Here is a 17,959-nt window from a genome sequence, read left to right as displayed (position 1 = left end):
GAACTTGCCGAGAATTCCCGGATAGTTCGTCGGCGCGGTATCATCATGGTCTCAACACGAACGCCGTGAAGGGCGCTCGCCAGCCGCTGACGAAAGGACACCATCATGGCCAACAACTACCTGATCGTCGTCGACATGCAGCACGATTTCGTATCCGGCGCGCTCGGAACGCCCGAGGCGCAGGCGATCGTTGCGGACGCGGCCGCCTACGCGCGCGATTTCGAGGGGACCGTCGTGTTCACCAAAGACACCCACGAGGAGGGCTACCTCGAGACGCAGGAGGGGCGCAACCTTCCGGTCGTCCACTGCGTGCGCGACACCCCGGGCTGGGAGCTCGTGCCCGAGCTCGAGGAGGTTCGCGCCGAGCGCGGCGCCCTCGTGTTCGAGAAGCCCACGTTCGGCTCCGTGCAGCTCGTCTGGTGGCTCGCCGAGGAGAACGATGCCGAGTCGATCGACTCCATCGAGCTCATCGGCCTGTGCACCGACATCTGCGTGGTGAGTAACGCCCTGCTCATCAAGGCGCACTTCCCCGAGATCCCCGTGCGCGTCAACTCGGCGCTCTGCGCCGGCGTCACCCCCGCCTCGCACGACGCGGCGCTGACGACCATGAAGAGCTGCCAAGTCGAAGTGCGCTAAATATGGGGACGGGGCCATTTCCACCCATGGCGGCGCAGCGCCTGCCATGGGTGGAAATGGCCCCGTCCCCATATATGCCGTCTCAAGAAGTGGCGGGACGTGCCGCTATCCCAATCCGACAGCCATGCCGATCAGGTGCACCGCGAACGATACGATCCAGGCGACGCCGCACTGCAGGCCGACCACGGCCCACATCATGCGGGTCCCCAGCTCGCTGCGCACGGTCGACACGGCCGCGACGCACGGCGTGTAGAGCAGCGTGAACGTCAGGAAGCAAAACGCCGTCAGCGGGGTGAACAGCGTCGAGAGGGCCGACACGTCGCCGCCCAGAAGCACGGTCAGTGTGGAGACGACGCTCTCCTTCGCCGCAAAGCCCGCAGCGAGCGCCGTGGAGGCGCGCCAGTCGCCAAAGCCGAGCGGCGCGAAGATGGGCGCCAGCACCTGGCCCACGCCGGCAAGCAGGCTCTGGGACTGATCGGTGACCACGTTGAAGCGGATGTCGAACGTCTGCAGGAACCAGATGATGATGGTCGCGACGAACACGATGGTGAACGCCTTGCGCACGAAGCCCTTGCCCTTGTCCCACGCGAGGCGCGCGACCGTCCCCGCGCTCGGCAGACGGTAGTTCGGCAGCTCCATGACGAAGGGCACCGGATCGCCCCGAAACGCGCTGTGCTTGAGCACGAGCGCCACGAGGATGCCGACCAGGATGCCCATGAGGTACATGGCGGCCATGACCAGCCCTCCGTAGCGCGGGAAGAACGCCGCGGTCAGCAGGCCGTAGACCGGCAGCTTGGCCGAACAGCTCATGAACGGCGTGAGCATCACGGTCATGCGACGGTCATGGTCGGACGGAAGAGTTCGGGTCGCCATGATCGCCGGCACGCTGCAGCCGAAGCCGATCAGCATCGGCACGATGCTGCGGCCGGAAAGGCCGATTCTGCGCAGCAGCTTGTCCATCACGAAGGCGACGCGGGCCATGTAGCCGGAGTCCTCGAGAATGGAGAGCAGCAAAAACAGCACGACGATGATGGGCAGAAACGACAGCACGCTGCCCACGCCGGCAAAGATGCCGTCGATCACGAGCGAATGGACCACCGGGTTCACGCCGAAGTCGGTAAGCCATGCGTCCACCACGTCGGTGAACGACTCGATTCCCAGCTCAAGCAGGTCGGACAGGCGCTGGCCGATCAGATCGAACGTCAGCCAAAATACCGCCAGCATGATGAGGATGAACACGGGGATGGCCGTATAGCGGCCCGTCAGGATACGGTCGACGGCGACCGAGCGCATGTGCTCGCGGCTCTCATGCGGCTTCACGACGCTCGCGGAGCAGACCTCCTCGATGAAGGTGAAGCGCATGTCGGCCAAGGCGGAAAGGCGGTCGGAACCCGATTCGCCCTCCATCTGCACGATGATGTGCTCGAGCGCGTCGAGCTCGTTTTGGTCCAGCGCGAGCGCCGCGATCACGCGCGCGTCGCCCTCGATAAGCTTGGTGGCGGCAAAGCGCAGCGGCAGGCCGGCCGACGCCGCGTGGTCCTCGATAAGCTGGCAGATGCCGTGGATGCAGCGGTGCAGCGCGCCGCCGTCCGGTCCATCCTGCGCGCAGAAGTCGAGGCGGCCCGGATGCTCGCGGTAGCGCGCCACGTGCATGGCATGCTCCACCAGCTCGCCGATACCCTCGCCCTTTGCCGCGGAGATGGGCACCACGGGGATGCCGAGCAGCTCCTCGAGCCGGTTGACGTCCACGGTGCCGCCGTTGGCCGCGACCTCGTCCATCATGTTGAGCGCGAGCACCATGGGCCGGTCGAGCTCCATGAGCTGCAACGTGAGGTAGAGGTTGCGCTCGATGTTGGTCGCGTCCACGATATCGATGATGCCGTCGGGCTGCTCGTTCAGGATGAACTCGCGCGAGACGATCTCCTCGCTCGTGTAGGGCGACAGCGAGTAGATGCCCGGCAGGTCGGTCACCGTCGCCTCGGGATGGCCCTTGATCTGGCCGTCCTTGCGGTCGACCGTGACGCCCGGGAAGTTGCCGACGTGCTGGTTGGAGCCGGTGAGCTGGTTGAACAGCGTGGTCTTGCCGCAGTTCTGGTTGCCCGCCAGCGCAAAGGTCAGCGCCTGCCCCTCGGGGATGGGCCTGCCGCCGGAGCGGGGGCGCGCCGCGTTCTCGCCGAGCGCCGGATGCGCCGTGGTGCCCGTGCGCACGTCGGCACGCTTGAGCGCATGCGCATCGTGGATGTCGCGCAGCTCGATGCGGGCGGCGTCATCCTTGCGCAACGTCAGCTCGTACCCGCGCAGGCGGATCTCCAGCGGATCGCCCATGGGGGCGTACTTCATCATGGTGACCTCGGTGCCAGGCGTGAGGCCCATGTCCAAAATATGCTGCCTGAGCGCAGCGTCATCAGAATCGACCGACGCGATGATCGCGTCCTTGCCGATCTCGAGCGTATCTAGTCTCATGCGTACCGTTCTTCCCCTCTGAATCGCCGTACATGCATGACGTTCCAAGACATGATAGCGTGGAGCCGAACGGTTAGAGGTGGTTTCTCAATCTTCAAATGGGTTCGTTGGGGACGGGTTCGTTCCAACCCATGGGTTGGAACGAACCCGTCCCCAACGAACCCATCTATGGCATAGCGGGCCGCAGCACCGCCCCATCGGAGATCGCCACATCATCTCGCACGTAACGGATGAAGCTCTCCACGTGGGCGGGCAGCGCCGCCTTCGGGCAGACGCACCATGTGCGCCTCACGAGCGGAGACCCGTCCGCCCAGGTCAAAGGCGTCAAGCAGAGACCGCGCTCGTTTTCGAACTTCGACGAGACGAAGCACAGCGCATAACCGCGCCCCTGCGCCACGAGCTCCCATACGAAGTCGATGTACCCGACGCTCATACCCGGGCCCATCTTCGTTCCAAAGCGCTCACGCCACCACTGCTCTATCAGCTCGGTAGATTGAGCGTTCGTTCTGAAATCGATGCGCGGCAGGTCGGGCAAGTTCTCGATATCGATAGGCTCCCGGCTCATGAGATAGGCCTGATTGCAGTCGACGAGGATGCGCCGTACCGGCCCCTCGTAATCGCCGCGCACGAACGCAAGGTTGAGTTTGCCGTCGAGCACCATGCGGAACAGCGCGTCGCTTTGGTCGTTCACGACGGAAAAACGCACCTCGGGATCTCCGACCTCTGCATATCCGCTCAGCACATCCCACAGGTTGTACTTATTGAACGTGTAGGAGGAGCCGACCGTGATCATCTTGCTTGACGATTGGCGAAGCTCCTCAAGACCGCGATGCGTCTGCTCGACAAACGCCTTGTGCTCGGCAGCGCGTCTGGCCAGATACTCCCCTTCGGGCGTGAACATGAGGCCTTTGGGCGTTCTTTCGGCGATACGAACGCCCAGTTCGCGCTCGATATGCTGCAGGCGTTTGGTAAGCGTGGGCTGGGTCATGTAGAGCACAGCCGCGGCGCGCGACACATTCGGATTACGGTGCAACTCGTCGATGATCTCCCAATCGAAGTCCCTCACACCAGCACCTCCCGCCCTCGGTCAACACGTCCACACCATTATCGCCCAACAGGCGCGAACACAATGCATGGCACAGCAGATGCCCCTGTACTATTTCATGAATAAGTACAGGGGCATGATGACGTTTCCGCAGGTAACGGTTTTTCGACTGCCTGGTTTTTCATGAAAGACCAGACACGGGGCAGTCGAGACCGGCTACTTGGCATCCTCCGCGGCGAGCTTGGCTTTGAGCAGGCGAAGCTGGCCGCCGGCGAGCACGACCTCCATCTCGGCATCGGAGAGGTCGAGCACGACGTTGAACTCGAAATGGCGCGTCGCGTTCTTCACGCGGACGCGGCGCGTCGGAATCTGGTCGAGCAGGCCCTCGATCTCCAGCTCGTCGCCCATCTCGATGGAGTCGTAGGCGGCGGGGTCCTCGAAGAGCATGGGGATGATGCCGTGGTTGATGAGGTTGCCCTTGTGGATGCGCGCCATGCTCTTGGCGATCACGCAGCGCACGCCCAGGTACATGGGGTTGATGGCGGCGTGCTCGCGACTCGAGCCCTGGCCGTAGTTCTCGCCTGCGACGATGATGGACTGGCCCATGGTGCGCGCCCGCTCGGAGAACTCGGGGTCGTAGCGCATGTAGCAGTACTTGGACATGAGCGGGATGTTCGAGCGCATGCTGGAGAGCTCGGCCGAGGCGGGCGTGATGTCGTCGGTCGAGATGTTGTCGCCGCCCTTGAGGGAGACCGGCACGCACAGGTGCTGGACGGGCTCTTCGGGTACCGGCAGGAACTTGATGTTGGGGCCGCGCACGATCTCGACCTGCTTCGCCTGCTCGGGCGGCAGCGGGGCAATCAGCATGCTGTCGTCGATGGGATAGGAGTCCGGCTCGTGGATCCGGGCGAGCTGGTCGACGTCCTCGCCCAGGATGTCATAGGCGCTCGCGAACGTGCCCATGATGGCCGTGGCCGCCGCGCTCTCGGGGCTCGCCAGGTAGACCTTGGCCGACGGGCTGCCGGCGCGACCGCGGAAGTTGCGGTTGGAGGTGCGCACAGCGACGCCGTCGGTAGCGGGCACCTGGCCGATGGCGCAGCACGGGCCGCACGCGAACTCGAGCAGGCGCACGCCCGCGTCGAGCAGCATGTCGATGTAGCCGTCGTGCAGCAGCTGCTTGTAGACCTGCTTGGACTGGATGGCGCAGGTGCAGCTCACGTTCTCGTTCACGTGCAGGCCGCGCATGACGAGCGCCGCCTTGGCGATATCCGAGTAGCTCGCGTTGGTGCAGCTGCCGATAAAGACCTGCTGGACGGGCACCCTCTCCACATCGGCGAGCTTGTGGACGTTGTCGGGGAGGTCGGGGCAGGCCATGAGCGGCTCGAGGGAGGAGAGGTCGAGGTCGATGCGCTCGTCGTAGACAGCGTCCTCGTCGGGCAGCAGCTCCGTGTACTGGTCCTCGCGGCCCTGGGCGGCCATGAAGCGGCGCACCTGCTCGTCGGCGGGGAAGATCGAGGTCGTGGCGCCCATCTCGGCACCCATGTTGGCGATGCTGCAGCGCTCGGGCACCTCGAGGGTCGCGGCTCCGGGACCCCCGTACTCGAACACGCGGCCCAGACCGCCCTTGACGCCCACGCGACGCAGCATCTCCAAGATGACGTCCTTGGCGTTCACGCCGGGTCTGAGCGAGCCGGTAAGGTAGACCTGCACCACCTTGGGGTAGACGAGGCGCATGGGCTGGCCGGCCATGGCGCAGGCGACGTCCATACCGCCCACGCCGATGGCGAGCATGCCCACCGCGCCGCTGTGCGGGGTATGCGAATCGCCGCCGAAGAGCACCTTGCCGGGCACCGCGAAGCGGGCGGTGTGGATGGCGTGGCAGATGCCGTTGCCCGGACGCGACACGTACACGCCGAAGCGCTTGGCCGCCGACTGCAGGTAGATATGGTCGTCCGGCGTCTTGTTGTCGATGTAGAGCAGGTTGTGGTCGAGGTTGGAGACCGAAAGCTCGGTGCGCACGCGGTCAAGACCGGTCGCCTCGAAGGCGAGGTAGGTCATGACCGCGTTGATGTCGTGCGTCAGCGTCTGGTCGACACGCAGCAAGATCTCCTCGCCGGGCTTCATGGTGCCCGAGACGAGATGCGACTCGATGATTTTATGGACAAGAGACGATCCCATGGTGCGTAACCTTTCTGCAGCGTGATGTATCTCATACATATGGTGCAACGGGCAGGGCGCATTATCCAATTGAAAGCGGGCATGAAGCCCATGCCCGGACGGCATGATGGGTCATTTGGGGACGGGTTCGCTCCAACCCATCGCGACAACGGTCATGCAAGGCAACGGCGGATAAACGCGTCGTAGATATCGACCATGCGCTCGGTGTAGAACTCCGCGACCCCATGGTCGGCGCCGCGCACAAGGTACAGCTCGACGTCCTTGCCGCATTCCCGCAGACGGCGGTACAGGTCGACCGACACCTCCGTGTTGACCTTGCGATCCTTGGTGCCGTGGGCGATCAGCATCGGGGGAATATCGAGCTCGGGCGTGATGTAGCACGAAGCGGTCGCAACGCGGCGCAACGCGGGGTCGGCGCGCATGTCCGCCCCGCCCATCAGCACGCCTTCGGGGCTCTCGGGCGTGTGATGATCCGACGTGATGGGAAACGCATCGTCCGGCACAAGGCTCACCGCGCCGTAGAGGTCGATCACGCCGCGCACCCGAGAAGAAACCCCTGGATAGGCGCTGCCTCCCGCATCGTAGAACGATGCGAACACCGCCGTGTGCCCACCTGATGAATTGCCCGCAACGATAATCTTCTCGGGATCGATGCCGAACTCATCCGCATGCGCACGCATATGGCGAACGGCGTTCTGGCAATCCTGGATCTGCGCGGGAAACGCAGCTTGCGAGGCCGGGCGATACTCGACTTCCGCCACCACATACGCGCGCCGAGCGATCTGTGCAAGCTGCGGAATCAGCATGTACAGCTTCTGCGCGCGCCATGCCGACCCCTTGACGAACACGATACAGGGCAAAGGGCCGGCGATGCCGTTGCGCGACGTGGGAGAGAGCACCTGCAGCCTAAGCGTCGCCCCGTCGGCGCTCTGGTATGCAACGTCATGCAGGTACTTGATCTCGATCTCGTCGCCCGAGGTCTCGATCATGGTGGCGCCCTCAACGTCCTGAGTGAACTCGGGCATCTCCTCGTACGTCCAGTCCTTGACTTCCATGGGTATCAACTCCTTGGTAGCGCTCCCGCAAACCGATAGCTCGATCATCTTCAAAGCCGGGACATCGCCCGTGCCCGCCCGATATGGAGCACGTCATAGCGGCGCGTCGGTACAATCCCTCACACGCGGTTGTTGTTGATGAGGCACCCGTCCAGGATGATCTGGCACTCATCGTCGGTCAGCTCGTCGAGCAGCAGCTCGACCTTCCCCACCTGTGCGTCCCCCCGAATCACATAGGTGTCTATCGCGCCCGCGCCCGCAATGACGGCGCTGCGCACGCCGGGAACGTACAGCCAGTCCCCCACCTCGAAACCAGGTTCACCCTCGAGCCTGAACGGGAGCATGCCCCAGTTGATGAGATTCGTGCGGTAGCGCTTGGTGGCGTATTGGTGGCACAGGTTGGCAAGACCGCCCAGCACGCGCTGGCAGCTCGCCGCCTGCTCGCGCGCCGATCCGTCTCCGGGCCTGTTTGCATACAGCAGGCTGCCGATCTCGATATCGAAGGGCTGCACATCCGGCGTAATCGCGCACATGGCGTTCAGCACGTGGACGTACCGGGCGGGCACGCGTCCCGACAGACGCTCCATTTCGAACTCGCGCACCTGCCGTGCGCGCCCGACGTAGGCGGGGTCGCGGCCGGACAAGGTGAACTCCGCCAGCTTGAAGGGGTCGGAACGATAGCACGACGCCTCTCCGGAAGGGATGATCTCGTCGGTATTGGTAACGGGATCCATGATCATCGTGCAGACCTGAAGCGCGATGTTTTCGGCCAGCGGCTCCAGCTCGGGCCAATCCTGGATGTTCGGGCCGTACACGAGCGGTTCATCCGGTCTTGGCTGCGCAAAACCGTTGTAGACGCGGTGCTCATACGGCTGCGGATCGAACTCGTAATCGTCGAAATCCTCCCAGCACGAAAGAGCCTCGGCGCTCGTAAGCACGCCCCCGTTCGCCGCGGTCGCCGCGATGGAGCGCGCATCCATCAGCGCTGCCGCCGCCATCTGGCCCTGCCCGACATACGAACCCTCGCGGTTGGGGAAGTTGCGCGTGTTATGCCGGATGGAAAGCGCCCCGTTGGCAGGCGTATCGCCGGCGCCGAAGCACGGTCCGCAGATGGGCGTGCGCACGACGGCGCCCGCAAGCATCAGGTCGCGCAGGATGCCGTGACGGTCGAGCACCGACATGACCGGCATAGATGCCGGATACACCGACAGGCTGAACTCGCCGTTGCCGCACCCCCTGCCGCGCAGGGCGCATGCCGCCTGCGCGATGTTGGTATAGGTGCCGCCCGCGCAACCGGAAATGCTCCCCTGCTGCACATGCAGGCCGGCGGCATCGACCTTGCCGCGCAGGTCGAGCGCGCCGTGCCGGCGCGCGATCTCGTCGGCACGGCACTCGACCGATGCCAAGATCTCGTTCAGGTTGTCGTAGAGCTCGTCGATAGCGTAGACGTTGGAGGGATGGAACGGCAACGCGATCATGGGGCGGATGCGCGACAGGTCGATGTGCACGCACCCGTCGTAGTACGCGACCGCCGCGGGCTCGAGCTGCCGGTACTGTTTTCCTCGCGACCGTGCGCTGCGAGGAACCTCCGCGTCGAGTCATCGGTCACCCAGATGGTGGACAGTGCGGCGGCCTCGGTCATCATGGCGTCGAGGCTGTTGCGGTAATCGCACGGCATGGTCGCCACGCCAGGACCGACGAACTCCATGACCTTGTTCTTGACGTAGCCGTTTGCAAAGACCGCGCGGATGATGGCGAGCGCGATGTCCTGCGGCCCGACATACGGCGCTGGCCTGCCTTCCAAAAAGACGGCGATTACCTGAGGCGTCGGGATATCATAGGTCTTTCCGAGCAGTTGCTTGACGAGCTCGCCTCCGCCCTCGCCGATGGCAAGCGTGCCGAGCGCTCCGTAGCGCGTATGCGAGTCAGATCCCAAGATCATCTTTCCGCAGCCCGCCTGCGTCTCGCGCATCACCTGATGCAGCACGCCCAGATGCGGGGGCACGAAGATGCCGCCGTAGCGCTTCGCCGCCGAAAGCCCGAAGCGATGGTCGTCCTCGTTGATCGTGCCGCCCACGGCGCACAGCGTGTTGTGGCAGCAGGTAAGCGTATAAGGAAGCGGGAACTCCTTAAGCCCCGAGGCGCGTGCCGTCTGGATGATGTTCACAAACGCGTTGTCAGGCGAAGCGAGCGCATCGAAGCGGATGCGCAGGATCTGGTCCCCATCGCCCAGGGCGTGCGCCTTGAGGATGCGCCACGCGATGGTTCCCCGTCGCGCCACCTCGGGCAAAACGGAATCCCCTGTCATGTCCATGACCGCATCGCGCTCATGCGCGGTAACGATGCGCTCGCCATCCACCAGATAGACGCCCTCGTCGTACAGCTTCATCGCATCCATCGAACACCCCAATCAAACGTCGATAATCACACGTGCGCACAGCACACCCTGCCTGAGAGATGCTTTCATCGTGCATCCCCATACCAGGTTTGGTCCAACTGAAACGTCGCATGACCGCATGCCGAGACGGCATGGCGACGCCTCCACATACCACAGCGGGGAATGACCCGAGCGGTTGGAGCTGCCGCCAACCGTTCAGGTCAGCCCCCGCAATGGCATGCATCGATATTCGATGGTGCGTCAGCCCGTATTATCGAATCCCCCATGCCATAGTTCAAATATAAGAATTCAATTGATCTCATAATGTTGTGCCTATAGCCGAAAACCCTACAAGGGATACGCTTCATCCCCGAGAGGCTTAGATGATTGCCCTCGCGCACCAGGGCACCGCGATGGGATGGCGCGGAAACGCGGTGAGGAAGCCGCGGCATCGACACACCGAAGGCAGGCGCCCCCACGGGGCACGGAACCCGAAATCACCCAATCGGCGCTCCCCTCGCATGCAAGAACCCCGGCACGCTTGAGCAGGGCGCGCCGGGGCCGGAAAAGGGAAAAGAGAAGGGTGCACGTTGTGAGCACACCGAAGTGCGCGAGAGCCCGGATGCCGTGCTGCCTGAACGGCATCCGGGCGAGAGAGGGCGCTTAGAACAGGGGGATAGCGCCCGTCAGAACTGCGACGACGCAGTAGATGACAAACATCGGAAGGCCCCACTTGAGGATCTGCTTCTGATGCTCGCCGAAGTCGACCTCGCAGCGCTCGATCAGAATCCAGATCCAGGCGATGAGCGGAGTCGCGTAGTAGGTGGCCAGCGGGATCATGGCGCCAACGCCCATGGCGGTCGCGCTGATGCCGTACTGGGCGGCGAGACCGGCGAGAACGGGAAGGATGCCGAAGTAGTAGCCGTCGGAGGACAGGAAGACCATGCCCGGGATACCGAGGATTGCCACGAACAGCGGCAGCAGGTTCTCCATACCGGAGGGCACCAGGCTCGCGAGGAAGATCGCGATGTCGTCGCCCATGCCGGAGTTGGTGAGGATACCCATGAGGAAGCCGGACGCGACGATCATGGCCGCAGCGGGCATACCGTCCTCAAGGGCAGCAGCCAGACGATCCTTCTGCAGGTGGAAGTCGAAGCCGAAGTTCACGAGCAGGGCGAGGGCGAGACCGCCGCCGAACAGGACCGCGGAGTTCGCGTAACCGCCGATGAGCAGGATCATGATGATCACGGAAAGGATCAGGTTGAACCACACGAGCTTGGGACGCTTGTACTCGGGATCGTTGTTGCGCACGATGTCGCACATCTTCTCAAGCTCTTCAGCCGTGATGTGGCTGGCGTTCGCAGGATCGTAGCCGAGGCGCTTGCGCTCCTTCTTGCCCAGGAACCAGGCGACGAAGACGCAGTAGATGAGCGCGACGCCCATGCCGGGAAGCAGCAGCGGGAAGAGCTCGGTCACGTCGAGGTTCAGCGCGGAAAGCACGCGAGCGAGCGGGCCGCCCCACGGAGACATGTTGAAGACCGACGTGGGCAGGCAGATGAGCAGCGCCAGGTACGGCGTCTTGATGCCAAACTGCTTGTAGAGCGGAACGAAGGCCGCGGTGGTGATCAGGACCGTGGAGGTGCCGTCGCCGTCAAGGGACACGCCGGCGGCAACCAGCGTGGAGGCGACCATGATCTTCATCGGGTCGCCCTTGACGAGCTTGATCATCGCGATGACCAACGGATCGAACAGACCGACCTGCATCATGAGCGTGAAGTAGGTGCAGGCGAACAGGACCATCATCGCGGAGCGAACGGTACCTGCGGAGACCTCGCCGTCCTCGACGGCGTAGAACACGCCGCTATAGACCCATTCGAATACGTCCAAAACGTTCTGGCCGGTCAAGAGGCAGTAAATCATACCGGCGGCCAGAGGAACGACGGCAAGGCCGACATACGGGCTCAGCCAGCGCTTCATGACGCCGATGATGAAGATGAGAATCATGATTAGGCCTACGGCCGCAGCTAGAGTCATGAATTCCCTCCTTTACCGTTGTGAGAGATTCCCCTGCGGGAATCACCCCTTATTCCTTCCTTATATGAAGCCAAGTGCGCGGGCCTGCCTGGCAGCTTGAAGCTGACCCGCGCACTCGTGCATCACCCTACTTGCGACGGTTGAAGTTGATCAGGCAGCCGTCGAGGATGATCTCGCGCTCGTCGTCGGTGAGCGGCGCGGTGTAGAGGGCCATGGTGCCGGCGACCTTGCCGTCGCGGATGATGTGGCCGCTAAACTCGCTCTTGCCGGTCGCGATCGCCTCGCGCACGCCGGGGACGAAGATCCAGTCACCCGGCTCGAACGCGGGCTCGTCATCGGACTGGAAGGGCAGCATGCCCCAGTTGATGACGTTGGAGCGATACCGCTTGGTGGCGTACTGCTGGCAGATGTTCGCAAGGCCGCCCAGCACGCGCTGGCAGCTTGCGGCCTGCTCGCGAGCAGAGCCGTCGCCGGGCTTGATCGCGTAGACCATGGAGCCGATCTCGGTGTTGGCGGCGTCGGCGTCGGCGCACACGCCCTGGGCGGCGGCGAAGACGTCGGCGATGTCGGCGGGAACCGCGCCTGCCTTGCGCTCGGCCTCGAAAGCGGCGGTCGCCTTGGCGCGGCCGACGTAGGCCGGATCGCGACGGGACAGCGCGAACTCCGCCAGTCCCAGCGGGTTGGAACGGAACGAGGAGGTCTCGCCGGAGGGGATGAGCTCGTCGGTCGTGGTCACCGGGTCGAGAATCTTGGAGCAGACCTGGAGCAAGACGTTCTCGCCGAGCGCCTCCATCTCGGGCCAGTCCTTGATGTTCGGGCCGTAACACAACGGCTCGTCCTCCTCGGCCTTGGAGAAGCCGTTGAAGACGCGGTGCTCGTAGGAAGAAGCGTCGAACTCGTGCTCGGGCACGTCGCCCCAGCAGTCGAGCGTCTCGGCGGAGGTCAACACACCGCCGTTTGCAGCCGTCGCCGCAATGGAGCGGGCATCCATGAGCGCCACCGCGGACATCTGGCCCTGACCGGGCTTGGAGCCCTCGCGGTTGGGGAAGTTGCGGGTGGTGTGGCGGATGGACAGCGTGTTGTTGGCGGGCGTGTCGCCGGCGCCGAAGCACGGGCCGCAGAACGCGGTGCGGATGATCGCGCCGGCCTGCATGAGGTCGAAGATGGCCCCCTTCTTGACCAGGTCGGCGAAGACCGGCTGGGAGGAGGGGTAGACGGACAGGTTGAACACGCCGTCGCCGCAGCTCTTGCCGCGCAGCGCATGGGCGGCCTCGATGACGTTCGTGTAGTTGCCGCCCGCGCAGCCGGCGATGGTGCCCTGCTGGACGTGCAGGCCGGCGGCGTCGACCTTACCGCGCAGATCGAGCGCGCCCGCACGGCCGGCGATCTCGTCGGCGCGCTTCTCGACGCTCGCCAGGATGTCGTCCAGGTTGGCGTTGAGCTCGTCGATGGTGTAGACGTTGGAGGGGTGGAACGGCAGCGCGATCATCGGACGGACCTTGGAGAGGTCCACGCGGACGCAGCCGTCGTAGTAGGCGATGGCCTCGGGATCGAGCTGCTTGAACTCGTCTGCGCGACCATGGTCGGCCAGGTACTTCTGCGTGTCGGCGTCGGTGCGCCAAATGGAGGACAGGCAGGTGGTCTCGGTCGTCATGACGTCGACGCCGTTGCGGTAGTCGGTGGTCATGCTCGCGACACCGGGGCCCACGAACTCCATGACCTTGTTCTTGACGTAGCCGCACTCGTAGACCGCACCGATGATGGCGAGCGCGATGTCCTGCGGACCGACGAAGGGCGCCGGCTCTCCCTCGAGGTAGATCGCGATGATCTCGGGCGTGGCGACATCATAGGTCTGGCCCAGCAGCTGCTTGACGAGCTCGCCGCCGCCCTCGCCGATGGCCATGGTGCCGAGGGCGCCGTAACGGGTATGGGAATCGGAGCCGAGGATCATCTTGCCGCCGCCGGCCATCATCTCGCGCATGTACTGGTGGATGACCGCGATGTGCGGGGGCACGAAGATGCCGCCGTAGTGCTTGGCGGCGGACAGGCCGAAGAGGTGGTCGTCCTCGTTGATGGTGCCGCCGACCGCGCACAGGGAGTTGTGGCAGCAGGTGAGCACGTAGGGGATCGGGAACTTGGTGAGACCCGACGCCTTGGCGGTCTGGACGATACCGACATAGGTGATGTCGTGGCTCGTCAGCGCATCGAATTTGATCTTGAGGTTGGCATCGTCGCCGGATGTGTTGTGCTCCTGCATGATGCGATAGGCAATCGTGCCGCGGCGCGCCGTATCAGGAGTCACCTCGCCCCCGGTCATGGCCTTGATGGCGTCCCCTTCGCTGGCCGGGACAACGGTCTCGCCGTCGACGAGAAACACGCCGCCTTCGTACAGCTTCACTGCATCCATATGGGTACTCCCCTCCTGGTTGTGTGGACGTTCGATGGTTTCATTCTTGTTCCATTGACCCCGTCCAACAAATACTATCTTTCAATAGACTCTATACAGAATTGCCTATAAGCCCAGGTACTTTAGGTGTTTGTTAACTGAAACCCTTAAGGCCGGGAAAAGTTGTCCCTCGCAAAAGCCGTTTTTTCGATACTGTCTTACGTACCAGAAGGAATCTCGATGGAAGCCGCCGAGGGAGCCCACGTGAACGATCGAGAACTCACGTACGTCAAGACCATTGCAGAAGAGGGAAGCGTGTCCGCGGCGGCGCGCAAGCTCTTCATCGCGCAACCGTCGCTCTCCCAGTCCCTGCAGCGTATCGAGGAGTCGCTGGGCGCGAAGCTCTTCGCGCGCACGCCTTCCGGACTCAAGCTCACGCAGGCGGGCGAGAAGTACGTCGCCATGGCAAACCGCGTTCTCAAGCTTTACGGCGACCTGCTGGCCGAGCTCTCCGATATGGAATCCCTCTCGGAGGGAAACATCAATTTCGGCATCACGCGCCTGCTCGCGAAGTTCCTGCTGCCGCAAGTGCTGCCCGAATTCCACAGGCGGTACCCGAACATCAAGATCTCGATTCTGGAGAAGAACTCCAAGGAGCTCGACCGGGCGCTCACGGCGTGCGACATCAGCTTCGCCGTCATGCACCGCCTGGTGGGCGAAGGCAGCCGCCATATCGATTACGACGTGTTCTGGAAAGATCCCTTCGTCGTCACCGTTTCTGCCGACAGCCCCATCGCGCGGAAGGCGACCAACGACCCCGCCTACCCCTACCCGCTCATAGATATCCGCCACCTGGCGGACGAGCCGCTGCTCACCGTGCCGTACGGGCAGCGCATCCGCCAAGTGCTCGACACCGTGTTCATGCAGACAGGCATTCGCCCCAACATCCTGTTGGAATCGCGCGACTACACGACGGTGCAGACCCTTGCCGCCAAGGGCATCGGCTACACCATCGGCCCGCAGAGCTATACGGCGCTCTCGAAGATCGAGCCGGGCGAGGCCCAGTTCCTGTCGCTCGACAACAGTCTGAACGCCGCGTGGGCGCTGTGCATCGCCACGTTCGCGAACGGCTCGCTCTCCCGTGCCGACATGGAGATGCTTCGCTACTTCGAAGACGCCATCGCCCATGTCATGGAACCCGATCCCCTGCCGTAGGAATGGTGCGGTCCCCATGCCGCGCCGGCATGGGGCCATGCCGGCTTTCAATTGGATTGCGGCGCGCGCCGGGCGCACCATGAAGATATGGTAAACGCCTGCGATCTCACATCTGGGAGGCATCATGGACGCATTGCACACACAAGCCATCGAACGCGCAACCAAACGTTTCGGCGAGCTCCTCGCTGGAGAGTTCGAGCGCATCGAACGCGTCAAGCAGGGCGGCAAGCCCAAGGACTACGCGAGCCTCGACCACATCACCATTGGCATCCTGCCCGGTGACGGTATCGGCCCCACCATCGTCCAGCAGGCGGTCCGCGTGCTGGAATGTCTGCTCGCCGACCAGATCGCATCCGGGCGCATCGAGATCCGTCCTATCGACGGCCTGACCATCGAGCGCCGCGCGGAGCTGGGCGAGTCGCTCCCCCAAGACGTGCTCGACGCCGCGCTTGCCTGCGACGTGCTGCTCAAGGGTCCGCTCGTCACCCCGCGCCCCGGCGACCCCTGGCCCAACCTGGTGAGCGCCAACAGCCTGCTGCGCCGCGGCCTCGACCTGTTCGTCGGCATGCGTCCCATCCGCATACCGGACCAAGGTATCGATTGGACGTTTTTCCGCGAGAACCTTGAGGGCGAGTACATCTGGGGCGACAAGGGCATCCAGGTGGATGACGACCTCGCCGTCGACTTCAAGGTGTGCACGCTTCCCGGCACCGAGCGTCTGGCGCGCATGGCGCTCAACTACGCACGCGACAACGGCAAGACCACGGTCACGGTGGTCACCAAGGCGAATATCGTCAAGCACGCCGACGGTAACTTCCAAAAGATCATCTGCGATGTCGCCGAGCGCGAGTACCCCGAGATCACCGTGCAGACGCGCCTGGTCGACGCGACGGCGGCCAAGCTCATGGATCCCGACTTCAACAAGGATTTCCAGGTCATCGTGCTGCCCAATCTCTACGGCGACATCGTGACCGATATCGCCGCCGAGCACCAGGGCGGCCTCGGCTCGGCTGCCTCGGCGAATCTCGGCACGCAGCACGCGCTGTTCGAGGCCATTCACGGCACGGCCCCCACGCTCGCCGAGCGCGGCCTGGCACCGTGGGCGAACCCCTGCAGCGTCATCCGCGCCGCCGGCCTGCTCGTGGGCCATATCGGATTTGCCGACCGCCGCGCCCTGCTGGAGCGCGCGCTCGACATCTGTTGCGCCACCGAGCGTCGCGTGGTCATGGGATTTGGCGACGGCCCGACCTCGGCCGATTTCACCGACTACCTGATCGAGACCATCGAGGGCCTCAAATGAGAAAGTTCAAAACCGTGTACATGCGCGGGGGCACGAGCAAGGGCTGCATGTTCCTGCGAAAGGACCTGCCGGCCGACCGCGCCGAATGGGACCGCATCTTCCTGCAGGTCATGGGCAATCCCGATCCCAAGCAGATCGACGGCATGGGCGGCACGGTCTCATCCAACAACAAGATCGTCATCGCCTGGAAAAGCGAGGTGCCCGGCATCGACGTCGAGTACGAGGTCGGGCAGGTCATCGTCGGCAAGCAGCAGGTCGACTTCAAGTCCAGCTGCGGCAACATGACCTCCGCTGTGGGCCCCTTTGCCGTGGAGGAAGGGCTGGTCGAAGCCGTCTTGCCCATCACCACCGTGCACATGCTCAACCGCAACACGGATAAATACATCGACGTCACGGTACCCATCGACCCGAAGACGGGGACGTTCGCGCAGGACGGGGACTGCTCGGCCGCGGTGTCGACGGCACCGCGGCCGAGCTGCTCGTGAAGTTTCTTGACCCCGCTGGAACCAAGACCGGCGCGCTGCTCCCCACCGGCCAGGTGCGCGATACGCTGGAGATTCCCGAGCTCGGACCGATCGAGGCCACAATCCTCGATGTCTCCAATCCCCTCGTGGTGGTACGCGCCTCCGACCTGGGCCTTGCCGGCACCGAGCTTCCCGCCGAAGTCGATGCCAACGAGCGCGCAAGCAGGCTGCTCGAGGCCATCCGCGGCGCCGCGGCCGTCAAGATGGGCTTTGCGAGCGATCTTGCAGACGCGACGGCCAATAGCCCCGCTGTGCCCAAGGTCGGCTTCGTGACCGCACCGACAAACTTCACCGATATCGCCGGCAGGTGTGTCGAGGCGGGCGCGATGGACATCTGCGCCCGCGTGATCTCGGTGTTTAAATGCCACAAGGCCTGCCCGTTAACCGCCTCGAGCGCCATCTCGGTCGCCGCCATGCTGGAGGGCTCCATCGTTCACAAAGTCATGGCCGCCGGACAGCCCGCAGACGGCATGGTGCGCATCGGGCACCCGAGCGGCGTCATGACCATGAAGCCGGAGCTGGTGCAGCGCCCCGACGGCACGATCGCCGTCCCCAGCGTGGCCGTCCAGCGAACCGCCCGCCGCATCATGGACGGAACCGTCTACATACGAGACTAGCGCCGCGGTAACCGGGGTTTCACGGCTGCTCACGCCGAGCCCTTCCGGTATGTTTTCGGAATCGTGGTCAATTTACCCATCGAACCGGGAAATATGTGCCGAGATACGAGGGTCGACGCCGCGAAAGCG

Annotated in this window: 11 protein-coding genes and 1 pseudogene; 5 read left to right on the top strand and 7 right to left on the bottom strand. The window is 64.0% G+C overall.

What is annotated here, in order from left to right; all coding sequences use genetic code 11:
• The first annotated feature begins 105 nt into the window (after window positions 1-105).
• The gene (locus tag B5F74_RS08400) at window positions 106-636 is read left to right on the top strand and encodes an isochorismatase family cysteine hydrolase (RefSeq protein ID WP_087201602.1); all 531 of its coding nucleotides are present in this window, start codon (window positions 106-108) and stop codon (window positions 634-636) included.
• A 105-nt stretch (window positions 637-741) separates the two neighbouring features.
• Here the strand turns inward: B5F74_RS08400 and feoB are convergent, their stop codons facing one another.
• The 7 genes and pseudogenes from feoB to B5F74_RS08365 form a co-directional block, all read right to left on the bottom strand.
• Entirely contained in the window at window positions 742-3,099 is a 2,358-nt protein-coding gene (gene feoB / locus B5F74_RS08395; RefSeq protein ID WP_087201600.1) for a ferrous iron transport protein B, read from the bottom strand.
• Window positions 3,100-3,265: 166 nt separating this feature from the next.
• Window positions 3,266-4,165, bottom strand: coding sequence for a LysR family transcriptional regulator (locus B5F74_RS08390; RefSeq protein ID WP_087201594.1), 900 nt, complete (start codon window positions 4,163-4,165; stop codon window positions 3,266-3,268).
• A gap of 195 nt (window positions 4,166-4,360) precedes the next feature.
• Entirely contained in the window at window positions 4,361-6,322 is a 1,962-nt protein-coding gene (locus B5F74_RS08385) for an aconitate hydratase (RefSeq protein ID WP_087201593.1), read from the bottom strand.
• Window positions 6,323-6,474: 152 nt separating this feature from the next.
• Window positions 6,475-7,377 carry an alpha/beta hydrolase gene (locus tag B5F74_RS08380; protein ID WP_087201591.1) on the bottom strand — a complete coding sequence of 301 codons (903 nt, stop codon included), beginning with the start codon at window positions 7,375-7,377 and terminating at the stop codon, window positions 6,475-6,477.
• A 119-nt stretch (window positions 7,378-7,496) separates the two neighbouring features.
• Window positions 7,497-9,685, bottom strand: a pseudogene (locus tag B5F74_RS08375) (hydratase).
• A 732-nt stretch (window positions 9,686-10,417) separates the two neighbouring features.
• Window positions 10,418-11,788 carry a citrate:proton symporter gene (locus B5F74_RS08370; RefSeq protein WP_087201589.1) on the bottom strand — a complete coding sequence of 457 codons (1,371 nt, stop codon included), beginning with the start codon at window positions 11,786-11,788 and terminating at the stop codon, window positions 10,418-10,420.
• A 127-nt stretch (window positions 11,789-11,915) separates the two neighbouring features.
• On the bottom strand, window positions 11,916-14,195 hold the full coding sequence (locus B5F74_RS08365; protein ID WP_087201588.1) for a hydratase: 2,280 nt from the start codon (window positions 14,193-14,195) through the stop codon (window positions 11,916-11,918).
• A gap of 219 nt (window positions 14,196-14,414) precedes the next feature.
• On the opposite strand from B5F74_RS08365, the gene B5F74_RS08360 reads away from it, so the two are divergent.
• The 4 genes from B5F74_RS08360 (at window position 14,415) to B5F74_RS12660 (ending at window position 17,830) form a co-directional block, all read left to right on the top strand.
• Window positions 14,415-15,389 (top strand): LysR family transcriptional regulator, encoded by a 975-nt coding sequence (locus B5F74_RS08360; RefSeq protein WP_087201586.1) that lies wholly within the window; start codon window positions 14,415-14,417, stop codon window positions 15,387-15,389.
• 124 nt (window positions 15,390-15,513) lie between these two features.
• Complete coding sequence (locus tag B5F74_RS08355; protein ID WP_087201584.1) at window positions 15,514-16,689, top strand: isocitrate/isopropylmalate family dehydrogenase; 1,176 nt, start codon at window positions 15,514-15,516, stop codon at window positions 16,687-16,689.
• Complete coding sequence (locus B5F74_RS12665; RefSeq protein WP_239283427.1) at window positions 16,686-17,174, top strand: PrpF domain-containing protein; 489 nt, start codon at window positions 16,686-16,688, stop codon at window positions 17,172-17,174. Before B5F74_RS08355 ends, B5F74_RS12665 begins: the two co-directional genes overlap by 4 nt.
• Window positions 17,069-17,830 carry a PrpF domain-containing protein gene (locus tag B5F74_RS12660; protein ID WP_343217552.1) on the top strand — a complete coding sequence of 254 codons (762 nt, stop codon included), beginning with the start codon at window positions 17,069-17,071 and terminating at the stop codon, window positions 17,828-17,830. Before B5F74_RS12665 ends, B5F74_RS12660 begins: the two co-directional genes overlap by 106 nt.
• Window positions 17,831-17,959 lie beyond the last annotated feature (129 nt).

The sequence above is a fragment of the Collinsella sp. An271 genome (assembly GCF_002159695.1).
GTDB lineage: Bacteria > Actinomycetota > Coriobacteriia > Coriobacteriales > Coriobacteriaceae > Collinsella > Collinsella ihumii.
This window is presented reverse-complemented; position numbering and strand designations above follow the sequence as displayed.

Bases quoted from the DNA above. Each gene is read 5' to 3' on its own strand.
- B5F74_RS08400 (WP_087201602.1), top strand. From the start codon at position 106: ATGGCCAACAACTACCTGATCGTCGTCGACATGCAGCACGATTTCGTA.
- feoB (WP_087201600.1), bottom strand. From the start codon at position 3,099: ATGAGACTAGATACGCTCGAGATCGGCAAGGACGCGATCATCGCGTCG.
- B5F74_RS08385 (WP_087201593.1), bottom strand. From the start codon at position 6,322: ATGGGATCGTCTCTTGTCCATAAAATCATCGAGTCGCATCTCGTCTCG.
- B5F74_RS08380 (WP_087201591.1), bottom strand. From the start codon at position 7,377: ATGGAAGTCAAGGACTGGACGTACGAGGAGATGCCCGAGTTCACTCAG.
- B5F74_RS08370 (WP_087201589.1), bottom strand. From the start codon at position 11,788: ATGACTCTAGCTGCGGCCGTAGGCCTAATCATGATTCTCATCTTCATC.
- B5F74_RS08365 (WP_087201588.1), bottom strand. From the start codon at position 14,195: ATGGATGCAGTGAAGCTGTACGAAGGCGGCGTGTTTCTCGTCGACGGC.
- B5F74_RS08360 (WP_087201586.1), top strand. From the start codon at position 14,415: ATGGAAGCCGCCGAGGGAGCCCACGTGAACGATCGAGAACTCACGTAC.
- B5F74_RS08355 (WP_087201584.1), top strand. From the start codon at position 15,514: ATGGACGCATTGCACACACAAGCCATCGAACGCGCAACCAAACGTTTC.
- B5F74_RS12665 (WP_239283427.1), top strand. From the start codon at position 16,686: ATGAGAAAGTTCAAAACCGTGTACATGCGCGGGGGCACGAGCAAGGGC.